Source organism: Niallia sp. FSL R7-0271, from assembly GCF_038005785.1.
Taxonomy (GTDB): domain Bacteria; phylum Bacillota; class Bacilli; order Bacillales; family Cytobacillaceae; genus Niallia.
In genome coordinates this window covers 280522-306932 of record NZ_JBBOTZ010000001.1, presented here as the reverse complement: position 1 = coordinate 306932, position 26411 = coordinate 280522, and the positions used below count along the sequence as shown (strand labels likewise).

Annotated in this window: 23 protein-coding genes and 2 riboswitches; of the genes, 6 read left to right on the top strand and 17 right to left on the bottom strand. The window is 39.3% G+C overall.

Going from position 1 to position 26411, the window contains the following annotated elements:
* Positions 1-29 precede the first annotated feature (29 nt).
* From alr to acpS, 3 genes are all read right to left on the bottom strand, one after another.
* A complete protein-coding gene (gene alr / locus MKX82_RS01625; protein ID WP_341079346.1) occupies positions 30-1184 on the bottom strand; it encodes an alanine racemase in 1155 nt (384 codons plus the stop codon).
* Positions 1185-1333: 149 nt separating this feature from the next.
* Positions 1334-2344, bottom strand: coding sequence for a LolA family protein (locus tag MKX82_RS01620; RefSeq protein ID WP_233316921.1), 1011 nt, complete (start codon positions 2342-2344; stop codon positions 1334-1336).
* Between the two features lie 165 nt (positions 2345-2509).
* Positions 2510-2860, bottom strand: coding sequence for a holo-ACP synthase (gene acpS / locus MKX82_RS01615; protein WP_233316920.1), 351 nt, complete (start codon positions 2858-2860; stop codon positions 2510-2512).
* Between the two features lie 100 nt (positions 2861-2960).
* Between acpS and MKX82_RS01610 the strand changes: the two genes are divergently transcribed.
* Positions 2961-3683 (top strand): rhomboid family intramembrane serine protease, encoded by a 723-nt coding sequence (locus MKX82_RS01610; protein ID WP_233316919.1) that lies wholly within the window; start codon positions 2961-2963, stop codon positions 3681-3683.
* Positions 3684-3697: 14 nt separating this feature from the next.
* Here the strand turns inward: MKX82_RS01610 and uvsE are convergent, their stop codons facing one another.
* The 12 genes from uvsE to MKX82_RS01550 form a co-directional block, all read right to left on the bottom strand.
* The gene (gene uvsE, locus MKX82_RS01605; protein WP_237940582.1) at positions 3698-4672 is read right to left on the bottom strand and encodes a UV DNA damage repair endonuclease UvsE; all 975 of its coding nucleotides are present in this window, start codon (positions 4670-4672) and stop codon (positions 3698-3700) included.
* 96 nt (positions 4673-4768) lie between these two features.
* Positions 4769-6259 carry a DEAD/DEAH box helicase gene (locus MKX82_RS01600; RefSeq protein ID WP_282581413.1) on the bottom strand — a complete coding sequence of 497 codons (1491 nt, stop codon included), beginning with the start codon at positions 6257-6259 and terminating at the stop codon, positions 4769-4771.
* A gap of 719 nt (positions 6260-6978) precedes the next feature.
* Positions 6979-7662 carry an alpha/beta hydrolase gene (locus tag MKX82_RS01595; RefSeq protein WP_237940580.1) on the bottom strand — a complete coding sequence of 228 codons (684 nt, stop codon included), beginning with the start codon at positions 7660-7662 and terminating at the stop codon, positions 6979-6981.
* A 145-nt stretch (positions 7663-7807) separates the two neighbouring features.
* Complete coding sequence (locus MKX82_RS01590) at positions 7808-9190, bottom strand: UDP-N-acetylmuramoyl-tripeptide--D-alanyl-D-alanine ligase (RefSeq protein ID WP_341074639.1); 1383 nt, start codon at positions 9188-9190, stop codon at positions 7808-7810.
* 115 nt (positions 9191-9305) lie between these two features.
* The gene (locus MKX82_RS01585; RefSeq protein ID WP_237940578.1) at positions 9306-10376 is read right to left on the bottom strand and encodes a D-alanine--D-alanine ligase; all 1071 of its coding nucleotides are present in this window, start codon (positions 10374-10376) and stop codon (positions 9306-9308) included.
* A 217-nt stretch (positions 10377-10593) separates the two neighbouring features.
* Positions 10594-11175, bottom strand: coding sequence for a cob(I)yrinic acid a,c-diamide adenosyltransferase (locus MKX82_RS01580; RefSeq protein WP_341074638.1), 582 nt, complete (start codon positions 11173-11175; stop codon positions 10594-10596).
* The gene (locus MKX82_RS01575) at positions 11172-12656 is read right to left on the bottom strand and encodes an adenosylcobinamide amidohydrolase (protein ID WP_341074637.1); all 1485 of its coding nucleotides are present in this window, start codon (positions 12654-12656) and stop codon (positions 11172-11174) included. The genes MKX82_RS01580 and MKX82_RS01575 overlap by 4 nt, the downstream gene beginning before the upstream one ends.
* A gap of 4 nt (positions 12657-12660) precedes the next feature.
* Positions 12661-13692 (bottom strand): FecCD family ABC transporter permease, encoded by a 1032-nt coding sequence (locus tag MKX82_RS01570; protein WP_341074636.1) that lies wholly within the window; start codon positions 13690-13692, stop codon positions 12661-12663.
* The gene (locus MKX82_RS01565; RefSeq protein WP_233316911.1) at positions 13679-14638 is read right to left on the bottom strand and encodes an ABC transporter substrate-binding protein; all 960 of its coding nucleotides are present in this window, start codon (positions 14636-14638) and stop codon (positions 13679-13681) included. Before MKX82_RS01565 ends, MKX82_RS01570 begins: the two co-directional genes overlap by 14 nt.
* A 189-nt stretch (positions 14639-14827) precedes the next feature.
* A riboswitch (cobalamin riboswitch) is annotated at positions 14828-15016 on the bottom strand.
* 43 nt (positions 15017-15059) lie between these two features.
* Entirely contained in the window at positions 15060-15803 is a 744-nt protein-coding gene (gene sfsA, locus MKX82_RS01560) for a DNA/RNA nuclease SfsA (protein WP_251646652.1), read from the bottom strand.
* 20 nt (positions 15804-15823) lie between these two features.
* Positions 15824-16603 carry a hypothetical protein gene (locus MKX82_RS01555; protein ID WP_233316909.1) on the bottom strand — a complete coding sequence of 260 codons (780 nt, stop codon included), beginning with the start codon at positions 16601-16603 and terminating at the stop codon, positions 15824-15826.
* Between the two features lie 321 nt (positions 16604-16924).
* Positions 16925-18259, bottom strand: a complete 1335-nt coding sequence (locus tag MKX82_RS01550; RefSeq protein WP_341074635.1) for a 5'-deoxyadenosine deaminase — start codon at positions 18257-18259, stop codon at positions 16925-16927.
* Between the two features lie 45 nt (positions 18260-18304).
* Positions 18305-18404, bottom strand: a riboswitch (purine riboswitch).
* A gap of 175 nt (positions 18405-18579) precedes the next feature.
* On the opposite strand from MKX82_RS01550, the gene mgtE reads away from it, so the two are divergent.
* From mgtE to MKX82_RS01535, 3 genes are all read left to right on the top strand, one after another.
* A complete protein-coding gene (mgtE, locus tag MKX82_RS01545) occupies positions 18580-19938 on the top strand; it encodes a magnesium transporter (RefSeq protein ID WP_233316907.1) in 1359 nt (452 codons plus the stop codon).
* Positions 19939-20109: 171 nt separating this feature from the next.
* Positions 20110-21270: an FtsW/RodA/SpoVE family cell cycle protein gene (locus MKX82_RS01540; RefSeq protein ID WP_233316906.1), complete on the top strand. Its 1161-nt coding sequence runs from the start codon at positions 20110-20112 to the stop codon at positions 21268-21270.
* Positions 21271-21565: 295 nt separating this feature from the next.
* Positions 21566-22018, top strand: a complete 453-nt coding sequence (locus tag MKX82_RS01535) for a Dps family protein (protein WP_233316905.1) — start codon at positions 21566-21568, stop codon at positions 22016-22018.
* 33 nt (positions 22019-22051) lie between these two features.
* Here the strand turns inward: MKX82_RS01535 and MKX82_RS01530 are convergent, their stop codons facing one another.
* Positions 22052-22954 (bottom strand): YegS/Rv2252/BmrU family lipid kinase, encoded by a 903-nt coding sequence (locus MKX82_RS01530; protein ID WP_341074634.1) that lies wholly within the window; start codon positions 22952-22954, stop codon positions 22052-22054.
* A gap of 138 nt (positions 22955-23092) precedes the next feature.
* Between MKX82_RS01530 and MKX82_RS01525 the strand changes: the two genes are divergently transcribed.
* Positions 23093-23749 (top strand): potassium channel family protein, encoded by a 657-nt coding sequence (locus MKX82_RS01525; RefSeq protein WP_233316903.1) that lies wholly within the window; start codon positions 23093-23095, stop codon positions 23747-23749.
* 153 nt (positions 23750-23902) lie between these two features.
* Positions 23903-25417, top strand: a complete 1515-nt coding sequence (locus MKX82_RS01520) for a mechanosensitive ion channel (RefSeq protein ID WP_233316902.1) — start codon at positions 23903-23905, stop codon at positions 25415-25417.
* Between the two features lie 198 nt (positions 25418-25615).
* Here the strand turns inward: MKX82_RS01520 and MKX82_RS01515 are convergent, their stop codons facing one another.
* On the bottom strand, positions 25616-26395 hold the full coding sequence (locus tag MKX82_RS01515) for a divergent polysaccharide deacetylase family protein (protein ID WP_233316901.1): 780 nt from the start codon (positions 26393-26395) through the stop codon (positions 25616-25618).
* Positions 26396-26411 lie beyond the last annotated feature (16 nt).

The following is a 26411-nucleotide window of genomic DNA, read 5'->3' as shown; positions in this document are numbered from 1 at the left end:
CCTATTCTGCATAGTATGTTTCCATTACATTAATTTAGGAGCGGATTAACGATATTTCGCTGTGCTTTGTCTTTTATATATACTCTCGGCACTCTGCTAGCAATGGTGCAGGTCACTTCATAATTTATCGTGTCCAGTTTTTTGGCAATTTCATTAATAGAAATCGCTTGCTCTTGCTGAATTCCAACCAATGTAACCTTTGTTCCAACCTCCATTTGAAAGGGAAGTTTAATCATACATTGGTCCATGCATATCCTGCCTACAATCGGAACTCTTCTGCCATCAACAAGAACCTCTTGGCCATGCAGCTTTCTGAGCCACCCATCTGCATAACCTATCGGCAATGTCCCAATCCACTCATCTTCCTTCGCCTCATATGTGGCACCATAACTTACTTTATCACCCTTTTGAAGCTTTTTCACTTGGACAATTTTTGTGTGAAGCGAGAAAGCTTCTTTAAGCTTAAATGGTAGCAATTCTTCAATTTCCATTGAAGGAGACAAGCCGTACATGGAAATCCCCAGCCTGATTCCATTGAACGCCAGTTCAGGATGAAGAAGTCCTGCAGCACTATTGCTGCAATGTACAATCGGAGGCTTAGCTGTAAAGCTAGCTAATATTTCTGCGAATTTTTGTGACTGCTTGTTTAAGTAATCGGAATCACGCTCATCTGCTGTTGCAAAATGGGTATAAATTCCTTCTAAAATAAACTCTGTGTGCCGAGAAAGAAATTCCTCAATTCCCTTAACTTCCCTTTCCGTTCTTAGCCCTAATCTTCCCATGCCTGAATCGACTTTTACATGAATGTTAATATCACTGCCTTGCAGTTGAATCGCAGCTTCTTCTAACCATTGTATATCAAAAACGGTCAAGGAGATGTTTTGCTGTGCTGCTATTAAGGCATCAGCAGGTCTGCTTGCTCCTAATACCAATATCGGTGCAGCAATGCCCTTTTTCCGTAGTGAAAGAGCCTCATCTAAAAAAGCTACCGCTAAATAATCTGCTCCTGCATGAAGTGCAGCACGAGCAACCTCTTCAGCTCCGTGACCATAACCATTCGCTTTCACTACTGCAAAAAGTTTGCTGTCTTGCTTCATCCTGCTTCTCATGTTTTTCACATTTTCTTCTATATAATCTAAATTTATTTCTGCCCAAGTATCCCGAAAAAATGTATTTTCTAGCATCAAAGCTAACCTTCCTTCTTTCCTAAACACGAAGTATAATAGTTAAATTATTCTATTTCCACTTTTGCTTGTCAATAAATTATCAATGATACGGACCAGCATAACAAAAAAACAGCCGGGTGTGGTACCACACCCGGCTTGTTTACGGCTTATTTAATTGCTTCTCCTTGAACAGACCGTGCTATCTCTGCCATTTCATCCTCTGACAGCTCTGTAGATGCAATAACATAGTCTACTCCTTCATATGTCCACGATATCTTATTGCCAGAAACAGCTCCAATCGCAAAACCTAAGTCGACAGGATTTCCAGTCATATTAATTGGACCTGCTGTCGCAGGGGCTACTTCTGCTTTTTCTTGAATGATTGTGTATGATTTCTGTCCGTCATATGTCAGAACTACCCTTTCACCATCTTCAGTTGCAACCTTTTTCTCTTCAACAAGGCTTGCACCTAATAAAGTTTCCGGATATTTGACGGAGAATGATTCATCCTCATCCACTTCAGCCATTACAGGCACAGCTAGTTTGGCTGCAGTCATGCTCTTTTGTAAATCAAAGTCAGCTTTATCAAAATTCACATCAAATTTCACATTAGAGAATTTCACAGTGACAAGTGCTTTGCCGTCTGTGTCCTTCACCTTAACACTCACAGGTGATAAATCTTTTTTGTTTAAAGTGATTTCCTGTGTAGGCAGCATCTTATTATTTTGGTATCTAGTTTTTGTTTCAAATACATAATATTTATCTGTAGAGGAGAATTTCGCATCCTTGTCTTCCTCGATGTCCTTAACTAAAGACTCATATAGATACGCTTGGCTGCTGTTTTCTGGCCAATCGCTTTGAAACTTAAAGCTTTTGTTCAATGCTGGTGTCAGTACATAAACACCCTCATCATTTCTGAGGATCATCTGGCTTTGGTCCTTTTTCGCATTCTTTAAATTCACCCTGTAATACGTAGGATCTTTATGCCAGATTTGAACATCATAGGTTTGCGGCTCAGTGCCCATTTGCAATGTCATTTCTGCATCGGCTTTATAGCCTTTTGTAGCAACCTTTTCATCCAAATCTTTAAGTACATCCTCCTTGGATTTTGTTCCACAGGCAGTTAACATTACCATGACCGCTAGCCCTACGAAAAGCAACCATAATTTCTTGTTCATTTTTTCAACTCCCTTATTCTCATTTCATCGATTTAAGAAGAGAAGTTTAGGTCTTATTAGCATAAAGCTGACTTTAAACTTGTCTCCTTTTGCTCTATGAATATATGAGACAACTATAGGGAATATGCACATCAGAAAGAAACAAGCTGTTCATTTTTTTGGTTATTATTCCTCTATTACCACCTGGGCGAACGCATACTCGCTGCTATGGGTGATGGATAAATGAACTCCATCTGAATAAGGCCTGACTATATACGGCTTACCTTGCTCGGTTTGCCCAACTTCTATATCTATAAAGCTGAGCCCTTTGCCAATACCTGTTCCAACAGCTTTTGAGAATGCTTCCTTTGCTGCAAATCTGCCTGCTAGAAACTCTATTTTTCTTTTTAATAGCAGTTTATCAAATCTTTCCTTTTCATATGCTGTCAAAATTCTGTCCGCAAATTGCGGTTTACGCTCTAGCAGCTCAGCTATTCTCTTAAGTTCTACAATATCGATTCCAATTCCCTTTATCATCAGGACACATCCTTCTATTTTCTATTTAGTAAGCATAAATTATTTGTATCTTTCCCTTCCCATTGGCTATCATGAAACTAAGTGCAAAGGAGGTTTTTTATTGTTTACAAGAAGAGAAAGCTTTAAAGAGTATTTAACTTACTATCCTATTGTTTCTCTCATTCTGTTCATTAACTTGTTGGTTTACTTATCAACTGTACTGCCTGTTTTTCCAAACCAGCTTATCATGACGAACATGGTTGGCGTCAATCTCTATATTATCCAAGGAGACTGGTGGAGACTGATCACACCGATTTTCCTGCATACGAGCTTTTCCCATTTCCTGTTCAATTGCTTCAGCATCTTTTTATTTGGACCTGCATTAGAAAGAATACTTGGTAAATTTAAATTTATTGCTATTTACTTGTTAACTGGCATATTAGCAAATCTCGCCACCCTTGTGACAGAACCGCTCACCTTTTCACATCTCGGTGCAAGCGGCAGCATTTTTGGTCTATTCGGCTACTATATCGCTTTAATTGTATTCCGCAAAGATATTATATCAAGGAATAATTCACAAGTAATTGGCACGATTGCGGCATTAAGCTTAATCATGACGTTCCTCCAACCCAATATTAATATTGCTGCACATCTATTCGGCTTTTTCTTTGGAATGGCAGCCGGGAGCCTTATTGAAGCGAAAGGCAGAAAAATCTTCTCTTCGTATAAAGAAGAGTTTTTAGAACTCAAAGGAAGAGTTCGCTCAAACAGAAAACCGCCAGCGCGAACGCTGACGATTTGGACAATTATTATTTTGCTTGCATTAATCGGTCTGTTTCGCTGACCTAAAAAACTCATTTATGATTGATTTTTCAAAGTAAAGGTAGACTGATCAATGAATTCTGCCCTCCCTGACTCACGAAGATCTTTTGCCAGTTGAAAGAGGGCATTATCCTTTGCTTTCGCTTCAATCATACAATGTATTTCTGGCAAAGTCTGATTGACTTTCTCCAAAAATCCCATAAACATATCAACATCAATATAATCGGCGTGCGCCCGAAATTCTGCTTCAGAACGGGGACTGGATATATGCATTTTCAGAGGTAGCGGAGAGTCTTTCCACGTTTCTATCATTCTCGGCCACTGTTCCTCCCAATTGCTGTCCGTATGGTTGGCTAGGTGATGATGCAAATCAAAAACAAACGGTATCCCTAATTTTTCACATAAATAAAGGGTGTCATCAATCGTAAAGGTCGTATCATCATTTTCAAGGATAATCATTCTTTGCAGCTTCTCAGGAACAAATCCCCAATTGACGATAAACTGCTCTAGTGCCCCTTCCTTATCATCATGGGCTCCTCCGACATGAAGCACACATCTGTGAGTAGTATTTATAGCCATCCCTTTCAGCAACCCCTCATGGACAGACAGTGTCTTCAAGGATGCTTTTAAGATATCAGCATGAGAATTGTTTAAAACAACAAAATGGTCAGGATGAAAATCGACGCGCATGGAATGCTTCTTCACCCATTCCCCCAATTCTGACAGCTTTGGTTTCAGCGGCCGCATAAAGTTCCAGCCTTGAAGCTCTGGGTGATTGGCAAGAGGTATCAGCTTAGAGCTAAAACGAAAGAAGTGAATATCATTACCTATATTATGTTTTAAGAGTCTTAAGCAATTCTCAAGATTGCTGATGGCAATCCTCTCAAGCTTCTGCAATGCCGCTTCCTTATTCGCAATTTGGGAGAATTGCTTATATGTCATCGTTTGAGATGGTGATGCATTTTTGAGATTTTCACTCATTGCAACATAGCCTAGTTTGAATATAGTCAATTGGCTAACATCCTTCCTTATAAGCCTTTTGGTTAGTATGCACAAGAAAAAACATAAAAAACCCCTGTGAAGATTCACTTCACAGGGGTTGAATTCTTATCTGTAAGAATTAGATTTAGAATAGCTGCTGCTGCTAGATTGGCCTGATCTTTTGTTGCTGTAGCCTTGTCTTTGGCGAGAATTAGAATTAGAGTTAGAGTTATAGCTCTTCTTGCCTTTATAACCGCCACCGCTGTTGCGGTCATTAAACTTACGGTCACGTCTTTGTGGAAGCGGCTTTTCCTCTGTCAATTTAACTGGAGTTGTATCCGGTTCTTTTGTCATCATTTTTAGAACAGCAGCTACAACTGTAGAAGCATCTTTTTGTTCCAGAAGTTCATCTGCAGCTGTTTTGTAAGAATCAAGATTATTCTCATCAATTGTCTGCATGATTTTTTCCAATACAGCTTTTTGCTGTCCTTCTAGTGCTTGATCAACAGTAGGCGGAATCATCTTCTCCATTTTTTTCTTTGTCACTTTTTCGACAACTTGAAGATATGATCTTTCACGGTATGTGATAAACGTAATCGCCATTCCTTCTTTACCAGCTCTTCCCGTTCTTCCGATACGGTGCACATAGCTTTCTGGATCTTGCGGGATATCGAAATTATAAACATGTGTAACTCCGGAAATATCCAATCCACGTGCAGCAACATCTGTAGCTACAAGAACATCAATGGCACCTTCTTTAAATTTACGCAAAACAGACATACGTTTCGCTTGGCTAAGGTCACCATGAATGCCTTCTGCTGTATAACCGCGCAGGTTCAAAGCCTCAGACAGCTCATCAACACGGCGCTTTGTGCGTCCGAAGATGATTGCTAATTCTGGTGATTGGATATCCAATAATCTTGTTAAAATATCGAACTTCGTTTTTTCTTGTGTTTCAACATAATATTGTTCAATAAGCGGTGTAGTCATTTCTTTTGCTTTTACCTTGACCACTTGAGGCTCCTTCATGAAGCGCTCTGCCATTCTTCTGATTTGCGGAGGCATTGTAGCTGAGAATAGCAATGTTTGTCTCTCTTCTGGAATTTTAGAAAGGATTGCTTCGATATCATCGATGAATCCCATGTTCAGCATTTCATCTGCCTCATCCAATATAACAGTAGAAACATTATCTAAACGAAGTGTTTTTCTGTTGATATGATCTAATATCCGCCCTGGAGTTCCTACAATGATATGCGGATTCTTCTTCAGTGCACGGATTTGGCGGTTAATGTCTTGGCCTCCGAAAATGGACAATACTCTTGTACGCTTTCCAAAACCAATTTTGTATAGCTCTTCTGATACTTGTATCGCTAATTCACGTGTTGGTGCAATGATTATGCCTTGCACTACTTCATTGCTTATATCTATTTTGTCTACTAGAGGCACACCGAATGCTGCTGTTTTTCCTGTTCCTGTTTGCGCCTGACCGATAAGGTCCTTATTTTGAAGGCTCAACGGAATTGTTTCGGCTTGAATAGGAGTCGCTTCCTCAAACCCCATTCTATTTAAAGCTTTCATTGTCGCAGAACTGATGCCTAAATCTTGAAACTTAACCAATATATTCAATCTCCTTCTAGTCATTAAAAATATCCACGGTATAATGGTCTACCCCAATAATAACCATTGTATGTACCCCTTTTTACCATCAATGAAACATATAAAAAATGGTTTGACCCGTCCACTTATCCGTTTTTTCCCCAAACAGTTAATAATTACAATAAACTACGTATATTTTTTATGAATGCATAAGTTTTTGTGGATTATAATCATCACTTAAAATTATAAGGAGAAACTCCGAGGCTATATGCTTTTTTTCTCAAGTATGAGATACTTTTCAACCAAGTTAATAGGAGAAATATTTCAAATGACTCTATAATTTTTATAGCTAGCTAAAACTGAAAAGTCAGCCAAAGACAGAGAAATTTTGGGCACAATTTGCAAACATCTCCTCCATAAAGAGGATGCAAAGCATCTGCCATGCTGAATAATTTCTCTCTATTTGACTGCTTTTTATTTGAATATGTTTATTGTGCCTTTTTCAGTATAACCATTTCATTTATTTTCATAATACTTTTAGAAATAATCTTATCACTTACAATATCGGTTTGCAATAATGTGGAAGTTCAAAAGCCAAGTTTCTTTCTCGGTTTTAAAATGGAGCTCAAGGCTTGCTATCATTAAAAAAACAGCTAATTTTCTTTCGTTTCCACATACAAAAATAGGATATTAATCCTAGATTCTTCCATACTTTATCAGAAAAGGGAAGGTCCTTTTCTTCATGATAAAAAGCTTAATATTTCAGAGAAAAGGACTTGCTTTTCCTTACAATGACAGATTAAGTGCTTGGAATCTTTCATATACATAATCTTTTTCTTTCTTGCCTTAATGGTTTCGTATAAGTACTCCGCACTCTTTAGTGGGACGATTCCATCACTTTCTCCTTGGGCTATAAACGTAGGAATAGTGATAGTTTCAAGCAACGGCTTAATATGCCGCACAAGCTTTCTAAATTGGATAGTCGCAGAAATGGGAGTTGTTTTGATTTTATAAGAATAGCGGTTAAACAGTTCATTTTGAAGCAATTTCCCACTATAAAGATCTTTGCACATACTAATGATGTCTGCACCCAACTGCCGTGGATTAATATAATAAGCAGCGGCGCTTAACAGTACCAGCTTCTTTACAGGATAATGGGCAGCTAGATAGCTTGCAATCATTCCTCCCATGGAAAAACCGATTACATAAACCTCCTTATGCCTCTTCAATAAATCCTCCAATGCTCTTTCCGCACAACTTATCCATTCATTAAAAGGAACTCCTCTTAATTGCAAAAGCTCACCATGACCAGGTAAAACAGGTACAGCACATTCCCAATCTGTGTTTTCTCCTAAAAATTCCGCCAATGGCTCCACCTCATTAGGAGCCCCGGTAAAACCGTGAATACATAAACAAGCAGTCAATGATAACACCACCAATTGTTTTGTTTACATTTTACACTATTTAATGGTAAATTACACTATATCTTCTGCGATTCTATTTAAAACCAAAAAAGGGAACTAGAATCATCTAGATTCCTTTGTTCCCTGTCTTGTTAACTCAAAAACCTTACTGGAGAGCTTTTACTACCTCTTCCAGCCTCATTCCTCTTGATGCTTTAACTAAGACTGCTGTTTCGCCATCAACAACTTTTTTCAATTCTTGAATCAATTCGCTTTTGTCTAGGAAGGATTGAACTCTTTCATTTGCAAATACTGTCTTTGCTCCTTGTGCAATATGCTTGCCCAGTTCACCAAACGTGAAAACATAATCAATTGCCGCAGCATCAATCTCCTCGCCAATTTCGTAATGGAATGTTGCCTCATCTGGTCCTAACTCAAGCATATCTCCTAGTACTAGAACTTTTTGCTTAAAGCCAGGAAGGCTTTGCAGTACATTTATAGCAGCTCTCATGCTTGTAGGGCTGGCATTATAAGCGTCATTAATGACTTTCAGGCCACCTTGCCCTTCTAAAAGCTCCATTCTCATATTAGTCAGCTTTAAATTCTGGAACCCTTCATCCATTTTCTCATAGCTGATATCAAAATAATCTGCTACAAGCATTGCTGCCAATGCATTGAGGATATTGTGCTTCCCTAATATCGGCAGGCTGAACTCCTTATCACTTTTGTTTATCTTAAATTTGCTGCCTGTACTGCTTTCTTCTATTTCAAACGGATAAAGACTATTCTTATCTTCTAAGCCGAAAGAACATATAGCAGCATCAGGTTTATCAAAAGTCGGTATTCTTTCAGCCAACAGCGGTTCATCACCAAAGTAAACAATTCTGCCTTGCTTTTTCAACCCATTCAAAATCTCCAGCTTCGCTTCAGCAATGCCTTCTCTTGAACCAAGATCCTGCAGGTGGGATTCTCCAATATTAGTGATAACAACAACATCAGGTTCAGCCAATTTTGTCAGGAAATCAATCTCTCCCCGGCCGCTCATGCCCATTTCCAGCACAGCCACATCTGTGTCTTCCTCTAGGCTCAGCACTGTTAGAGGAAGTCCTAAATGGTTGTTATAATTACCTTCTGTTTTTTGCACTTTATATTTCAATGACAGGAGATTAGTAGTAATGTCCTTTGTAGACGTTTTCCCATTGCTTCCTGTTATACCAACCACTTTTATATCCAGTTCATGACGGTAGCTTTTTGCAAGATTCTGGATGCTAGTCATCGGGTCGCTCACAAAAATAAGCGGTAAATGCTCGGGGGGATTTGGAACATCCTTCTGCCAAAAGGACGCAGCTGCCCCATTTTGAATAGCAGCCTCAACATACTTATGACCATCTGTTTTATCTCCTTTAAAGGGGATAAAAAGGTTGCCTGGCTGTATTTTTCTTGAATCAATTGTCACCCCATGAATGATGACTTCTCCAATATCGCTTGAACTTAAAGTTGCATCTGGTCCAATCATATCTGCTGCTTGTTGCAAAGATCTCCGGATCATAGCAGTCTCCTCCTTTTTAGGTAGATTATTGTTTGGCAAAAAAAAGAGGCAGTTAAAAAATGCCTCCTTTTTTCTTTAAAGGGCGGGCTGTCTTCTTTCAAATATGCCCTTACCCTTAAAAAGTATATTTGATGCTTTGTTTTTCTTCATGTCTTTCTACTGCCAAGTCTACAAGCTTTTCGATAAGAGCTGCATATTCAACATTTGTATGCTTCCATAACAATGGGAACATGCTGAATGGAGTAAAGCCAGGCATTGTGTTCACTTCGTTTATATAAACTTTGCCGTCTTTTGTCAAGAAGAAGTCAGCACGAACAAGACCAGAGCAATCTAGTGCCTTGAAAGCTTTAATTGCATCTTCCTTAATTGCTGCATATTCTTGCTCTGACACTTCTGCCGGGATGATTAGACCAGTATTTCCATCCTCATATTTCGCCTTATAGTCATAGAAATCTTTCTTCGGAACGATTTCCCCAGCAACAGACACTGCTGGGAAATCGTTGCCAAGAACACCCACTTCGATTTCTCTTGCTGTAACGCCCTCTTCCACAATGATTTTGCGGTCGAATTGGAATGCTTCTTCAAACGCAGCATCCAGCTCATTTCGAGACGTACATTTGCTGATGCCTACACTTGAGCCTAAATTAGCTGGTTTCACAAAACATGGATATCCTAAGTCTTGTTCTACTTTTGTATAGGCTGCTTCTTTTTCACTTTGCCATTCACTTCGAATGAAAGAAGTGTATTTAACCTGGTTTAATCCGGCTACCTCAAAGATATTCTTCATGATTACCTTATCCATACCAGCAGATGATGCTAATACACCATTACCTACATAAGGAAGATTCAACAGCTCAAGCAGCCCTTGCACTGTTCCGTCTTCCCCGTTCGGTCCGTGAAGCAATGGGAAAATAACATCAAGCTGAGTGTCACCAGCTTGGAACAAGTCAGGAGAAAGAACTGTTCCTGATAGCCCTTCCTGTCTTTTAAACTCTAATTCTTTCACTGTTTCTACAGGCCCAGTAAGCTGTTCTCCTCTAATCCATTCACCCGTCTCTGTTATGTAAATTGGATGAATATCAAATTTATCTGTATCCAAGGCTTTTATAACAGCCAAGGCAGTTTGCATGCTGACTCTATGTTCAGCGGATTTTCCGCCATATAGTAAACCAATTTTCTTTTTCATAATTCGTACCTCCATATTTTAAAGACACACACTTGTTATTCTACCACTACACCCTTATCTTCAAAAGAGGAATCATGGACTAGCGCTGCTTTTTATCAAATTGTAAAATTTGCGCATGCTTTTGTAATAAATTATGTCACAAGCCATGTAAATGCAGCTTATTCAAAGAAATTTCTATAGGCTATTTATCGGTCATCTAAGACAGGCTGCCAAGCCTTTAATCTTCTTTCTTATTTTCTCCGCGAAAAACCTTGGCACTTCTGACATACTCTATATCACTTACATTGCTGCGAAAATTAATGACTCGCGCTAATGCAAAGAAATAATCAGATAAACGGTTTAAATACTTTAAGGGCAATTCAGGGACATGCTCCTCTTCCCTCATTAAAGTAACAACACACCGCTCCGCTCTTCTTGTTACTGTTCGGGCAATATGGATGGCACTGGCCGCAGCTGTTCCCCCTGGCAGAATAAACCGTTCAATCGGCGGCGCTTCCTCCATTAAATCATCGATGCGCTCTTCCAAATACAAAACAGCTTCTTCCGATAACTTTAACGGCCTGTTTTTTGTTATGCTAGCTAAATCTCCACCGCAGTCAAAAAGCTCATGCTGAATTTTTTCTAAATCCGCCTTTACATCTGAATAAATATCCTCCACTAACAAAGAAATGGCCTGGCCAACGAAGCAATTCGCTTCATCCACTGTGCCGTAAGCTTCCACTCTGATATCATCTTTATAAGCTCTTCCGCCAATGATATGTGTCTGGCCTTTATCTCCTGTTTTCGTATAAATTTTCATTTCATCCCTCTTTCTAAAGCTGTCTTCCTATTTTGCCTTTTATCCAAAGCCATCGTCATTACCTCATAAACTCCTTTAGCAACAGCTTTCCCTAAATCTGTAATGTTGCCGCCAAATTCATGAAATTTGCCTTTTTGGGTAGCAGCAACAAGCAAGCTGTCTGTGGGAGTTCCCGTTGCAGGCGTGCCAGTAGCAGGATCAGTTACTTGTCTGTTCCGAAGTACGCTTGCTTTCGTCTCTGTTGCCGTCATCGCACATTGCAGAAATGCTTGCTCAGACAGCTCGCCATTTATAAATATCCAAATATTAATCGTGCCCGGGACAATGAGTGAGGAGTGCTGCTCACTCAAAGCTGCATCCGCCGGATTGCCGACACTGGCAGTAACGACGAAGAAAAGACTGGTGGCACCTGCCTGATATTTGCGGTAAGCAGTATCCTCCAGCTCAACCGCTGTCATCATCGCAACCGTTTCACTTGGCAAAAACCCGTTTTTAACGAGATAATCATTCATCTCCATTTTATAATCATCACAGTTGTAGTCTTTATTCACATGACGGTTAATAAAATATTTGTGCCAGCCTATCCCTGCTCCTGTCACACCAGAAGATAATGATTTCAGTGGAATATCGGTTGTAATGGCTATGTATTCTTTAGAGAGGGTCAAATTAGCTTCGCCAACTTCCTCTTGCAAATCAGCACTGCTTTCTCTAAGAGAGAGCACAAGGTTCGCCGCCGGCACTTGCGGATGCTGTGCTCTTATCACATCTGTGCCGTATACTTTTTTTATTTTATCCTCTTGAAGAACGTTCCGCGGGTGCGAGTCTGCTTCAATCTCGCTGTTATGAAGCAATAATAGCCTGTCACAATATAGACTAGCCAAATTTAAGTCATGAAAAATACAAACAACCGTCAAGCCCCGCTTTTTGCTCCACTCTTTTAATAATTCAAGCAGCTCCTTTTGAAAGGAAAGATCAAGATGGTTAGTCGGTTCATCAAGTAGGAGAATTTCAGGCTCCTGTGCCAAGCATTGCGCTAAATACACCCTTTGCTTTTCCCCTCCAGACAGCTCACCAATCAAGGTATTGCTGTAATGGCTGATGCCTGTCTGTTCCATTGCGCTATGAATGACAGCTTTATCCTCCCTTGATAATCCTTGCATCCAGCCTTTTTGATGTGCATATCTGCCCATTGAAACGATTTCCTCGACAGTATAAGAAAATGCCTCTGCGGTTTGTTGAGAAAGGGTAGAAACGATCTGGGCAAATTCCTTTTGTTTATATTCGGAGACTTTTCTGCCTTTAATAAAAAGCTCCCCAGCATTAGGTATAACAATCCCGCTTATCAGCTTAAATAAAGTTGTTTTTCCGCTGCCATTCGGGCCGAGTATGCCAAGCATTTCCCCTTTTTGTACAGAAAAAGTAATATCCGTTAACACTTTTTTCTCTCCATATTGAAATGACAGCTTTTTTGCCTCCAGCATCGTCTTACCTCCCTTTCTTTCTATAGTTCAACAGCAAAATGGCAAATACAGGAGCTCCGGAAAGGGCTGTAATTACACCGATTGGCAGCTCCGCCGGGGAAATTATCGATCTTGCCAATAAATCTGCCAAGATTAAAAATCCGCTGCCAACGAATATAGACAGCGGCAGTACATGACGGTGATTACTTCCAGCCACTATCCTGACTAAATGTGGGATAACAAGCCCAACAAAGCCAATTGTCCCAGATACTGCAACAGCAGCACTTGTGAGCATGCTGCCGGCAAGTATAATGGTCATTTTCCTAAACCTTACTTGCACTCCTAAATGCTGTGCTCTTTCTTCCCCGAATGCCAATATATTAAGCTCCCTGCCTTGCAATAAAAGAATCAAACAGCCAATGATAAAAAAGGGCAGGAACATTTGAATATACGTCCATCCCCTCATTGAAACACTTCCAAGCAGCCAGCCAATAATCTGTCTTAGCTCATCTCCTGTTAACGCAATTAACAAGGAAATAAAAGCTCCTAAAAAGGAACTGAAAATAATGCCTGTCAGTATAATCGTTTCTACCTTCATAGCAGGGTCCAGCTTTTTTGCAAATAACAGCACCAGAAAAACGGTTAAAAAAGCGGTCACAATACTCAGCACAGGCAACGTATAGCTCCCTAAAAAGGGAATGGTAATATGAAAAAACAAGGTTGCCACAGCACCAACAGAGGCACCTGAGGATACACCGAGAGTATACGGGTCTGCCAACGGATTGCGCAGCAATCCTTGAAAAGCACAGCCTGCAATTGCAAGGCTTGCACCAACAAGGCCCGCTAGGATAACACGAGGCAGACGAATATTACTAACGATGTTGGCTTGCATCGTATCTACTGTAAATACTTCTGTATGACTGACTGAATTTATGAATATCTTGATGATCGTTAAGAAAGACACAGAAACCGTTCCAATGGATATCCCTAAAAAAAGTGCGATGATGAGAAAAAAAGCGGCCAAAAAATAAGCCGCTTTTGTTTTATTTAAATACATCCGGATATACTGCCTTCGCAAATTCCTCTACCCCTTGTGCCAGCCTTGGGCCAGAACGTGATACAAGATCTTCATCCACTTCCACTATTTGTTTATCCTTTACTGCCGTTACCTGATCCCAGCCATCCCTTTTTGTTACTTGTCCGACCGGATCTGGTGAGTAGCCGCCATAAGTAGTTATAACTACATCTGGATCTGCCTCAATGACTGCCTCTTGGTCAACTTGAACCCAGCCAGCTTCCTTGATAACATTTGTTGCATTAATGGTATCAATCATTTCTTGCATAAATGTATCTTTTCCAGTTGTAAAAATACTTGGTTCAGGGCTGACCTCTACATACACATCCTTTTTGTCTTTTTCAGATATGCTTGCAGCCTTTTCTTTAATAGAGGCAATGTCATCCTTCATATCTTGAACTATTTCTTCAGCTTTCTCTTTTTCACCAACTGCTTTACCAATCATTTCAATACTGTTATAAACACCATTAAAATCAGTCGCATCATTTACGACAAGTACATCTATCCCAGCGTCGCTCATCTGCTGCAGTCCATCTGCCCATGTGTCAGCGACTGATTCATGTGCAAGCACTAAATCAGGATCTAAGGAAAGGATCTTCTCCACATTAAGCTCCATCCCCACTACTTTTTCGATATCTTTCGTTTCTTCTGGATAATCATCACTTTCAGAAACACCAACAACTTCATCTCCCACGCCTAATGCAAAAGCTACTTCTGTGTTGCTTGGCATTAAGGAAACGATTTTTTGAGGATCTTCTTCAATGACTACCTCTTTATCAACTGCATCTGTAATAGTAACAGGAAACTCTGCCTCTGCTTGTTCAGATTTCTGCTTGTCATTACTTTCACTGTCAGAAGCTTGTCCGCATCCAGCCAACACTAAACACGCCATTAACGCTCCGCAAAATAATGAATAATACTTTTTCATTTTATTTCCTCCCTTTATTTGTTTGGAAAAATAAAAAGGGGCTTGTCCTCATAGATTAGAACCCATAAAAAAACACACTTTTTTAGCAAAAGAGTGTGGCAGCTTTAAAAGGTCCCATTGGACAACCTCCGGGAAGGACTTTCATTATAAAAATCGCGCTCCACACCATCCTATCCTCGTAGGCATTTTAAGGTGTATAGATGGATGGCAGGTCTCCTGACTTATGACTATTGCTTCCTTGCGCCTTCCCATATGTTTACAGTGGCATCATTGCAAGAACAGCAGTCATTTACAGTGGCGGGACCGTGCTGGATTTTCACCAGCTTCCCTTTTAAGCTTAATGCAAAGCACACCAAGCACCATCCTCTATCTTTTTCATTTTTCATCAACGTTGATTATACACTAAATTAAGCTGTCAAAGTTAGTTAACAGCAAGCATTTTTTTATCGAGCTCAACAGGTATCGGGCGATCAAGATGGATTCCCTCCAGAGACAGCTTGCATGTATATGCCAACAGCCTCACACCAGCCTGTTCAGCTTGGATGAGTGATTCTGCAAAGAAGGGGTCAATATGTGCTGCAGATGTAACTAAATCAACATCTTCCCGCTGGACAACAAATAATATAGCCGTATTCCATGTCCCTTCCTTCGCTATTGCTGCAAGCTCTTGAACATGCTTAGCCCCTCGTGCTGTTACAGCATCAGGAAACATTCCGATCTTCCCCTCTGCAAGTGTGACACTTTTCACTTCAAGCAAAAGCCCCTCGCCTTTTTCATTCTGCAGCATAAAATCCCATCTGGAATTGCCATAAGCAAACTCTGATTTCACCCATTTAAACGTGTTAAGCTCGGGAAGCGCACTGCTTTTCAACACTTTTTCAATCAGCTTGTTAGGAAATGTCGTATTAACAGATACAAATATCCCTTCATGCTCAACAAGCACGGCAGTCCATTTAGTTTTCCTGTTAGGATTTGTACTTGGGAGCACATATACGACCGTATCCTTGACTAACAGTTCCTTCAATCTGCCAGGATCAGCTAAATGAACAGTCTCGATAGAGTTTGTTTCTTCGTGCAGACATGTAAGAATAAAGCGATTTGGTCTTTCTTTAAACAGCATTCTGACAAGCGGCTGGGGAAAAGCTTCCGAAATCGAGTTGCTCAAAACTATTCACCACTTTCTAGCTAGTTAATGATAACCTCCCACTCTTTTGTTCTTTTATCATAAATTAGCTTTGCATCATAATTGCTTTGTTTGCTTTTTTTCTCATATTCTTCGTACATATTATCCATATTCAGATAATCACCGATGACCCATATAGGGATTTCAATCCGAAGCCGGTTTTGGCTTGCCTTTTGAATGGAAATGACCATTCCTTCTTTCATTAAACCCTTTAAAAGCAGAACTCCTTGCTGACTCAGCGGTGTATATACCCGCTTCTTTTTTACCCCAAACAAAGTTTTGTCTGCCTTCAAACGGTTCAGTTTCTGTCCTAACACCTCACCGAAAAAGGAATAAAATACAGGAAGGTTTTTATAATATGTCTTATTGAACCAGCCGTCATCATGAGCTAAATATACAAACTGGTTGTTGAGATGCTGATAGAACGGCGCCCTTAAATGGTCTCTTTTATGAGCAAGATATAGTAGCTCCGCAATTGTTTGCCCATCAAGCACATCTAATGCCTCTGTCTCCTCAAAATCGATCCACGCAAAGTCACCGTAACCATAAACATCTTCTTTGGCAAGCTTTGCAATTTTTTGGTCAGAAACATATTCAAACATTGTGTGTGTATGTAATTCTCCGTCATCAAACTGATGCTTCATAAGTAAGATTGATGAAATCGATTCAGATAAAAATTGATAAAATTCGTAAAATTCAATTCCGTATGATAGGACGAATCGTTCCTTTTCATGAAGATGAATATACACTACATCCCGGATATCATGATTGCCTTTTTTCATAAAGTACCCCCCAAACCCTTTAAGCAAAAATAATAGATACTTTTTATCCCATTTAGTTTATCAAAAACAAACTTAAATAGCTTCTAAATGATTTTCGTCAAAAACAAATATGTAAACTGTCTCGGAGTATTTTAATTTCTCCCTGTATGCTTTCCTAATATACGTAGATTGATACAGCAGCAAGCCATTTTCCATTACATTATACAAGGTATCTGTGTTGTTTTATATAATTATCGAAGGAATATAAAAAATGATATATAGATGTAATTTTATTTTAAAAAACCGCCTCAATAAAAGAGACGGTTTTATGATGGGATACCCCTACACAATATTCGTTTTTTTCAATAATCTTTTTATGCTGCTATCTGCTTCCTTCAAAATGAGCGGTTTATCTATTGTTCGCATTATTTTATTTTCCATTACGATTCTGCCGTCAATTATTGTTGTTACTACATCAGCTCTTGTTGCTGAGTAGACAATCCTCGATATTGGATCTACATCATAAGAAGGATATGTGTGGAAGTTTTGTAAATTGAGAATGGCTATATCTGCTTTTTTCCCCACTTCAATGCTTCCGATTTCTTTCTCTAATCCTACTGCCTTTGCGCCGCCGATTGTCGCCATTCTAAATACTGTTCTTGCATCCATTGCTGTCGGACCATGAATTGGCTTTTGGATTAATGCAGCTAATCTCATTTCATTGAACATATCAAGATTATTATTGCATGGAGCTCCATCTGCACCAAGGCTTACTGAGGCATGATTACACAGGAGCTCAGGGGTATCTGCAATACCTGATGCCAGCTTTAGGTTAGAGCCTGGGCAGTGGCTTACATGAACTCCTTTTTCTTTTATAATCCTCTTTTCCTCTTCATCAAGCCAAATACAGTGAGCCAATATCAGCCGCTCATTGGCCAGGCCGAGATGATCAAGATAGACTACATTCCTCATTCCTGTTTCTTCTTGAACAATTTCAATTTCTGTTTTGTTTTCAGATGCGTGTGTGTGTACAAGCACATTATACTTATCTGAAAGCACCTTTACTTCTTTGAGGAGTTCCTCTGTACAGGACACAACAAATCTCGGTGAAAAGGCGTATTTTATTCTTCCTCCATCAAATTGATCCCACTTTTCCAATAAATCCACACTTTGCTGGATAGAGTCTGCCGTTTTTTCTTGCAGAGCCTTTGGCACCTCGCTGCCCTTATCCATCATCACCTTCCCTGAAACCGCCCTGATTCCGCTTTTGGCGATTGCCTGAAAAGCATAATCAGCATGATGAACGGTCTCCATATCGACAATTGTTGTTGTACCGCTTTCCATCAGCTCACCGATCCCCAGCATTGCTGAGTAATAAATTGAGTCCTCATCATGAGCAGCTTCTAGTGGCCAGATTCGTTTGCGCAGCCAATCCATCAGCTCTAAATCATCTCCCTTGCCCCTGAATAAGGTCTGACATAAATGAATATGTGTTTGCACAAATCCTGGGATTACCGTATGTCCTGCCGCCTCTATTATTTTATCTGCAGTGCTAGCATCAATTTCTGGTCCAATTGCCTTGATAAGGTCATTTTCAATTAATATATCCCCGGTTACTATTTCTTCTTGCCCATTCATCGTTACGATTTGTGCATTCTTGATTAATATTGTCGTCATTGTCCTTTTCCCCCTATACACATAAAAAGCTACGAAAAAACAAGCTGAAAATGCCTGTTTTTTCGTAGCTAGAAATTTACGGTTTCTAAGTAGAGACCCTTAAACCAATTATTAAGGATATACGAAAGTAACATAATTAAATTAACTTTTATAAGATAATATTAACTCAATCTCATTTGACAGCAAGTTAATTGTCAGAAAACTTAACATACTTTTTACAACCCGATGGTAAAAAAATATCCATTTCATTCTTGTTGTTTATTTCATATAATAGTACAGGGTATAAACAACTATGACTTTGGCGGAAAGGAGTGGGAAGTATGATACAAAACATGTCAGACAATCAAATCACACTTCACATTATTAAAACACTGAAAGAAAATAAAAAAGCAGAATTTGAGACAATTGTTGATGAGCTTCAGCCATACGACATTGCTCAAATTTATGAATCACTCCCCGATAAGCATAGGACCCACTTTCTCCTTTATCTAAATACAGATTTGTTAGCAGACCTGCTCGAAGAGGTTAATAAAGAAGAGCAGCTTGATATATTGAATAAACTTGGCATTGAAAAGACAGGGAAGGTTCTTGATTTAATGGACAACGATGACCTCGCATCCCTTCTTAATGAACTTTCACCGGAAAAAACGGAACAATTGCTTTCGGGGATGAAAAAAGAAGAGTCCATCATCGTCCAAAACTTAATGAACTACCCGGATGAAACAGCCGGCCGACTAATGACGAACCGCTTTGTTTGGATACGCGATTATTATTCGACAAGAGAAGCAGTCGATAAGCTTAAGAGCTTTGCTGATTTTGCAGAAACATTAAGCTATCTTTATGTCATTGATCAAAAACGGAAATTAGTTGGAGTAGTATCTTACCGGGATTTATTAATTGCAGAGCCGCAGGATAAAATCAGGGACATTATGTATGAGCGGGTAATCAGTGTTTCTGTTGCTGAGGACCAAGAGCAAGTTGCTCATATCATCCAGAAATATGATTTCTTAGCCATTCCTGTTGTTGATGATGAAAACATGCTGATGGGTATTGTTACCGTCGATGATATTATTGACGTTGTTATCCAGGAAGCTGATGAAGATATTCAAAAATTATCTGCCGGCGGTAAGGATATAGACTTCGATACGAAAGCTCATGTTGCAGCATATCGCAGACTGCCTTGGCTTATTTTGCTCCTGTTTATCGGCATAGTGTCAGGCAGCATTATCAGTTCTTATGAGGATATTCTCAGTAAAGCTGTAGCGTTGTCCTTTTTCATGCCGATGATTTCCGGAATGACCGGTAATACTGGCACACAATCGCTTGCGGTTATCGTTCGCGGATTAATTTCTAATACAATTAATAAAAAGATTGTTACTAAGGTAATTTTCAGGGAATTGCTTGTCGGCCTTATAATTGGAGCAACATGTGGCATAATCATCACATTAATAGCATATGTATGGCAAGGAGATCCTGTCTTAGGATTTGTGGTTGGATGCTCCCTTTTCTTTACACTTATTATCGGAACACTGTCTGGTACAATCATTCCGCTGATTTTGTATCGCTTTAAGATTGATCCGGCAGTAGCTTCAGGTCCACTTATTACTACATTAAATGATATTTTTTCTTTGTTTATTTATTTTGGCATCGCAAGTGCCTTCCTCAAACATATTATGTAAAGCCAGACGCTTCATTAGAATGACTTCCCAATTTCTAATGAGGCGTTATTTTTTTCACTTAAGCAAAAGTTAAATATTTTTTGCCAATATAAAAAAATGGAAACTATTAGTCCCTTGTAACCGTCTTAATAATTGCAATTCATTTCCAGTTATTTATAAGGAGTTTTGCTTATGAGAGGAAGAAACAACAGTGTTTCAGATAAAGTTGATTGGACATTATGTTTGCTGCTGCTGCTGTTTTGTTTGACAAGCTGTGTGTCGATATACAGTGCAGACAAAGATTATCTGCCCTCACAAATTATGTGGTATGTGATCGGCTCGGTCGCTATCGCTGTTATTACTTGCTTTGATAATGACCAGTTGAGAAAGCTGACGTGGATTTTATACGGAATCGGAATCGCCCTTCTTCTAGGACTCGTTTTTGCACCGATCACCGATTTCACTCCAGAACGAAACGGCGCTCAAAGCTGGTATGTCATCCCATCTGTTGGCAGCATCCAGCCTTCGGAATATATGAAAGTATTCACGATTATGGCATTATCAAAGGTTATCCATGACCATCATGAAAAGACAGTTTATACTTCATTAAAAACAGACCTTATCCTTTTATGTAAAATAGGCCTTACGGCAGGAATTCCAATAGGACTTGTTATTGTACAAGACTTTGGAACGACATTAGTTTTAATTGCCATCGTCGCAGGGATGGTTCTTGTTTCAGGCATTACCTGGAAGATCATTATTCCGTTATACAGCTCCATTATTTCCTTCGGGGCGCTTGTGATGTATTTAGCTGTTTTCGGCAGAAGCCTTCTCGCTAAATACTTAAGCATCGACCAGTATCAGTTTGCCAGAATTGACTCATGGCTTGATCCTGTTGAAGCAGGAGATTCCGGTCTCCAGCTCGTCTGGTCTCTGCAGGCAATAGGCTCAGGTCTTATTTCAGGAAAGGGCTATGGGAACGTTGAGGTTTATATCCCCGAAAGGCATACAGATTTTGTGTTTACTATTATTGGAGAGGAATATGGCTTTGTGGGTGGAAGCATCCTAATTATTCTATATTTCCTGCTTATATATCATTTAATCAGAACTGCCTTTCTATCTAATGATCCTTACAGCATTTATATATGTGTCGGTGTTATTAGCATGATTGCGTTCCATGTATTTGAGAACATTGGGATGACAATCCAGCTCCTTCCTATTACAGGTATTCCGCTTCCCTTTATCAGCTATGGAGGAAGCTCGCTAATGACGAATATGATGGCAATGGGGCTAATCTTCAGCATTCGCTATCATCATCGCAGCTATATGTTCTCTCCCTCTCTTTCCATATAATAGAAAGCAAAAAAAGCAGCAAATCATTCATTGCTGCTTTTTTGCTTGTTTAAATCCTAGCAGCAACCGGGTATAGTTTTCTAACAGCTGCAGAAAATAATGGTGATATTTGAAAGTTATTTGAACTTATGTGTTTTACACTAGTTTTCCACATGTTTCCTGTATATGATAGTAGTAGAAAGAATCATCAGTAAATTGAAATCAAAACTAAATTAAAATAATTATAATTAAGTATTGATTTTAAATTAAAACTTGTTATAATTAAAGTATGATAAATCGAAGGGAGCTAATCAAAATGGGATTACAAACTAAAGTTGAATTACAAAAAGAATTAAATGTACAAGTAGCAAACTGGAGCGTGCTTTACACAAAACTTCACCAGCATCACTGGTATGTAAAAGGACCTTTCTTCTTTACATTACATGAAAAATTTGAAGAGCTCTACGACGAAGCGGCAGAAGTTGTAGATGAACTTGCAGAACGTTTATTGGCAATCGGCGGAAAGCCTGTTTCCACATTAAAAGAATTTATGGAAACTTCTACACTATCAGAAAGCACAGAAAAATTATCAGCAACTGAAATGGTGAAATCTCTTGTAGAAGATTACAGCCACATCAATACACAACTTAGAGCATTAGCGGGACATGCTGACGAGCTTGACGATACTGTGACACATGATATCGCAATTGGATTAACAGAAAAAATCGAGAAGCATCTATGGATGCTTACAGCATACTTATCTGAATAAAAAATAAGGCATCCTTTCAAAGGATGCCTTTTCTCATGTTAACTTTGGCTTCAGCATTTTAATATGTCCAGGAAGAACCTTCAGTTCACTTGGTGTTTTTGTGTAAACCTCGCCATCCATATCCACATCCACAAAATGCTCAGAGCTTATTTTAATATGTTTCCCTCTTATATACACAACCTCCTCCATAAACGCCTTATCTGTTTCGAAGTCAATTTTCCGCAAGTCATTTAACTCTTTTACTAGCTGAAAATTTGTATTCCTGACAAGGAAAACATCAACCATTCCATCATTATAGGAAATGGAGAATGGCAATCGTTTCCCCCCAATATAGTTACCATTCACTACTATTGCCAAAACAGCCTTTTCACGTATTTCCTTGCCGTCTATATTCATGACAAGCTCTTTCGGCTCTGTGTTTTGGATGGTTCTAATAGCACTTAGAACATAACTCGCCTTTCCAAGAACGTTTTTCTCCTCTTCCCTAATATTATTTGATGTTTCAGCAACAATGCCTATCCCCCAAAAATTCAAGAAGTAAGCAGAATCAGTTTGAACAATATCAACAGCTTCTTCTTCTCCATTAGAAACAAGCTCCTTGGCTGCTTTTTGCAAATTTTGCTGTATATTTAAAGTCCGGCTGAAATCATTGCATGTCCCCCCTGGCAAGACAGTCAGCACAGGTCGTTTCTGTAAGCCGGCCAGTCCATTTATGCATTCGTGGATAGTTCCATCTCCACCAAGAACAATTACAAGATCTACCTTCTCTCCATACTCTCTGCATATTTCTGCAGCATGCTTTGGCCGGCTCGTTTTAAAAACATGCAATTGATCTATTTCATTTGCAAACACAGGTAAACAGCTTTGAAGCTGTACATCCGTTTCCTTTTTGCCTGCATTGCCATTATAAATAAAAAGGGCATTTTTATAATTCATAGTTTCTATGCATCCTCCTTCTTTTTATACCCTTTACCCATAAAGTACATAAAAGCTAACTTGTCTCTGCATAACTTTGGAAATATCTAGCATTATGATAAAATATAGTCCAAATACAAAAGCAGCGGAGGAACTTATGTGAAAAAACAATTTGTGGTGATTGGACTAGGGAATTTTGGCGGGAGTCTTGTTAAAGAATTTCATGAGGCAGGAACAGAGGTATTGGCAATTGATCAAAGCCTGGAAAGGGTCGAAAAATACCGCCCGTTTGCCACGCACTGTGTACAGGTCAACAATATGAGCGAGGCAACGCTGACAACTCTTGGAATCCGCAACATGGATCATGCTTTTGTTGCTTTGGGAGATGACATTGAGTCGAGCGTACTTACAACCTTGATTTTAAAAGAAATGGGCATGAAGCAAGTTTGGGTTAAAGCAGCAGATACTTATCATAAAAGAGTCCTAGAAAAGATAGGAGCAGACCGAGTCATCCATCCAGAAAGGGATATGGCTAAAAGAATCGCCCATCATGTTATCTCTGAAAAAATGATTGATTATATTGAGCTGTCAGATAAACACGGCATTGTAGAATTAGCTGCCACAGAGAAAGTACACCAGCAAACACTTCTTGAATTAAATGTTCGAGCCAATTTCGGCTGTACGATAATCGGCATTCAACGAAAGGGCGATACAATCGTCTCCCCTTCTGCCGAAGAGAAAATTTATAAAGGCGATACACTGATTGTCATCGGCAGCAATGAAGATATTTACCGATTCGAAGAAGATGGATTATAAGCAAGCGGAGAAAATCCGCTTTTTTTTATGCAGCTAGAATGCAGACCTTCTCTGTTTCCACTCCAATTTCAGCTAACCTTCCTTCTAACTTTTTAGTTTATTCTCAAATCTGACGGGTAATAAGGACAATAAGTCATGACAAGGAGGAATAATATGATAAATAACAGTGGAAATTGGAATGGATGGAACAACTACTTAGACAGATTGCCAGATTTTCTCTTGGCAGTGGTCGTATTAATCCTCGGTTGGATTATCGCAAAAATCATTGAGAAAGCCATTTATAAAGGACTTCAGAAAACAAAGCTCGATGATAAAATTTTTCCTGAAGGAAAACCAAAAAAGTACTCTTCTGAAAAAATTATCAGTAAAATAATATTTTACATTCTACTTGTGTATGTATTCAGTCTCTTCTTTAACATCTTGAATTTAACTGTTATTACATCACCATTAGTATCAATGCTCTCATCTATTTTTGGAGCAATCCCTAATATTCTAAAAGCTGCCATCATTCTATTGGTTGCATGGCTGGTTGCTTCTGGCTTAAAGTACTTGATTAAAAAGTCAGGGAACACATTGAAAGTCCATGAGAAACTTAACAAATGGAAATTACTAGACAACAATCAACAGCAGCCTAACCTGATAGACAAGATTGCGAATATCGTCTTTTATTTTGTACTACTTCTTTTCTTGCCTGCGGTTTTAGGCGCACTTGATTTATACGGGGTTTCAGAACCATTTGCTAACATGCTTCAAAATATTCTTGCATTCCTGCCTAAGCTTCTTGCAGCAGCGTTGATTGTTTTAGTCGGTTATTTTGCAGCAAAAATCGTCCGCACAATCATTACAAGCTTCCTGCAAAGCGTCGGTTTAGAATCATTGGCTAACCGCTTTGGAATGGCGAAGTTATTTGAAAAAACATCCCTATCTACTATAGTAGGTAATATCGTATTTATCTTCATTATGATTCCTGTCGTTATTTCTGCATTAGAGAAACTGGATATAGACGGAATCTCCCAGCCTGCAGTAAGCATGCTGAATGATGTACTGACAATGATTCCAAACATTGCTGTGGCAATCTTCCTTGTATTGCTGGGCGTATGGATTGGTAAATGGATTAAACAAATCGTCTCATCCCTATTATCTGGCTTAGGAATCGATTCTTATGTCCATAAGATAGGAATTGCACCTTCTACAAGCATTGCCAACCTGATTGGTTCAATTGCACAAATTTTAGTTGTTTTCTTGATGGCAGTCCAAGCATTAAATCTGCTCGGCCTTGAGTTCTTAGTTACATTATCAACGGCTGTTGTGGCTTACTTGCCGCAAGTCATTGCCGCTGTTGTAATTATTGGTGTAGGTTTGTGGCTCGGAGTTCTTGTGAAAAACACACTTGCAGGACTACTTCATGGAGCGGCATTTAGACTGCTTCCTTCCATAGCGAAGTACTCTATTATTGCCATTACAATCTTTATGGCATTAGATCAATTAGGTGTTGCTTCTTCTATTGTTACAGCTGCATTCACTCTTATCCTTGGTGGTCTAGCTCTTGCATTCGGACTAGCCTTCGGTCTTGGCGGAAAAGATTTTGCTGCTAAGAGATTAAGAAAGCTTGATGCAAAGATGGATGAATCAGGAATCAATAAGAATCAAGATGACAGCAGTATGTAATAAGCTTATATGTAAAGAAACTCCGCAATTTGCTTGCGGAGTTTTTTTCAATCATCTGAAAAAACCGTCATTTCTTATAAGTTATTAGTTGATATGAAACCAATTTCATAGTTTATGCTTAACTAAACGGCGCAGCTTTTCAGCGTTATATGCGTGAATTTTGCATAGCGTGATGGTCAGCTGCTCCGCTGCTTATTCTTACGGCAAGTCTGTATCAAGCAATTCATAACCGTCTACCAATGTGGACAACGGCACGATTTCGGCATCTTTTTGGTATAACGGAATATATTGTTTCAGCACAGATACAACAGCAGGACCGGAAATGCCTACATGGCCGATTGCAATATACTCGTCCTTCTTATTAAGGTTCTTAACAAGACTTGTTGCCTGCTTTTGGATATGCTGGTTAGAATAAATGTGATCGAAGAACATATTGTTCTCCAAATAAGGCACTTGCAATTCCTCTGCCAGTTTTTTTACGACGCTCTTCCCTGTCGTTTTGCTGTCGAGATAAAATAAATCGTGTTTTTTACACTCTTCTAATATTATCCTCATCACTCTTTCATCCTCTGTAGCCTTTGAACCCATATGATGATTCATCCCAACTGCATAAGGAATACTTTCAATGGCGGAGACAACTCTTTTTCTAATTTCTTCATCGCTTAAATTCGTTGTGATTGCTCCAGGACCAAGCCAGCTTTTTTTACCTTGCTTAGGCTCTAACGGCATATGAATGATAACATCATGCCCCTTTTTGTGAGCTTTAATGGCATCCTCTTTGCTCGTCGGCATAAATGGCATAATTGCCGCAGTGATTGGCACAGGCAGATTCAGCATCTCTTCTGTTCCCTTCATATTGTTGCCGAAATCATCAATGACAATCGCAAGCTCTTTTTTTGCCTGCTGCTTTTCACCCTCCGCATATGCAGTCACACAGGAAAAGGTGAGCAAACAAAAAAGTAATAATGTTTTTCTCATAAAAACACCTCGCTTT

What these genes read in the sequence shown, in the direction of transcription:
- MKX82_RS01565 (WP_233316911.1), bottom strand. Translation starts at nt 14,638, where the DNA reads ATGAAAAAGTATTATTCATTATTTTGCGGAGCGTTAATGGCGTGTTTA.
- MKX82_RS01550 (WP_341074635.1), bottom strand. Translation starts at nt 18,259, where the DNA reads ATGACGACAATATTAATCAAGAATGCACAAATCGTAACGATGAATGGG.
- MKX82_RS01535 (WP_233316905.1), top strand. Translation starts at nt 21,566, where the DNA reads ATGGGATTACAAACTAAAGTTGAATTACAAAAAGAATTAAATGTACAA.
- MKX82_RS01540 (WP_233316906.1), top strand. Translation starts at nt 20,110, where the DNA reads ATGAGAGGAAGAAACAACAGTGTTTCAGATAAAGTTGATTGGACATTA.
- MKX82_RS01515 (WP_233316901.1), bottom strand. Translation starts at nt 26,395, where the DNA reads ATGAGAAAAACATTATTACTTTTTTGTTTGCTCACCTTTTCCTGTGTG.
- MKX82_RS01620 (WP_233316921.1), bottom strand. Translation starts at nt 2,344, where the DNA reads ATGAACAAGAAATTATGGTTGCTTTTCGTAGGGCTAGCGGTCATGGTA.
- MKX82_RS01585 (WP_237940578.1), bottom strand. Translation starts at nt 10,376, where the DNA reads ATGAAAAAGAAAATTGGTTTACTATATGGCGGAAAATCCGCTGAACAT.
- MKX82_RS01590 (WP_341074639.1), bottom strand. Translation starts at nt 9,190, where the DNA reads ATGATCCGGAGATCTTTGCAACAAGCAGCAGATATGATTGGACCAGAT.
- MKX82_RS01530 (WP_341074634.1), bottom strand. Translation starts at nt 22,954, where the DNA reads ATGAATTATAAAAATGCCCTTTTTATTTATAATGGCAATGCAGGCAAA.
- mgtE (WP_233316907.1), top strand. Translation starts at nt 18,580, where the DNA reads ATGATACAAAACATGTCAGACAATCAAATCACACTTCACATTATTAAA.
- alr (WP_341079346.1), bottom strand. Translation starts at nt 1,184, where the DNA reads ATGCTAGAAAATACATTTTTTCGGGATACTTGGGCAGAAATAAATTTA.
- MKX82_RS01555 (WP_233316909.1), bottom strand. Translation starts at nt 16,603, where the DNA reads ATGAAAAAAGGCAATCATGATATCCGGGATGTAGTGTATATTCATCTT.
- MKX82_RS01575 (WP_341074637.1), bottom strand. Translation starts at nt 12,656, where the DNA reads ATGCTGGAGGCAAAAAAGCTGTCATTTCAATATGGAGAGAAAAAAGTG.
- MKX82_RS01570 (WP_341074636.1), bottom strand. Translation starts at nt 13,692, where the DNA reads ATGTATTTAAATAAAACAAAAGCGGCTTATTTTTTGGCCGCTTTTTTT.
- MKX82_RS01580 (WP_341074638.1), bottom strand. Translation starts at nt 11,175, where the DNA reads ATGAAAATTTATACGAAAACAGGAGATAAAGGCCAGACACATATCATT.
- MKX82_RS01520 (WP_233316902.1), top strand. Translation starts at nt 23,903, where the DNA reads ATGATAAATAACAGTGGAAATTGGAATGGATGGAACAACTACTTAGAC.
- acpS (WP_233316920.1), bottom strand. Translation starts at nt 2,860, where the DNA reads ATGATAAAGGGAATTGGAATCGATATTGTAGAACTTAAGAGAATAGCT.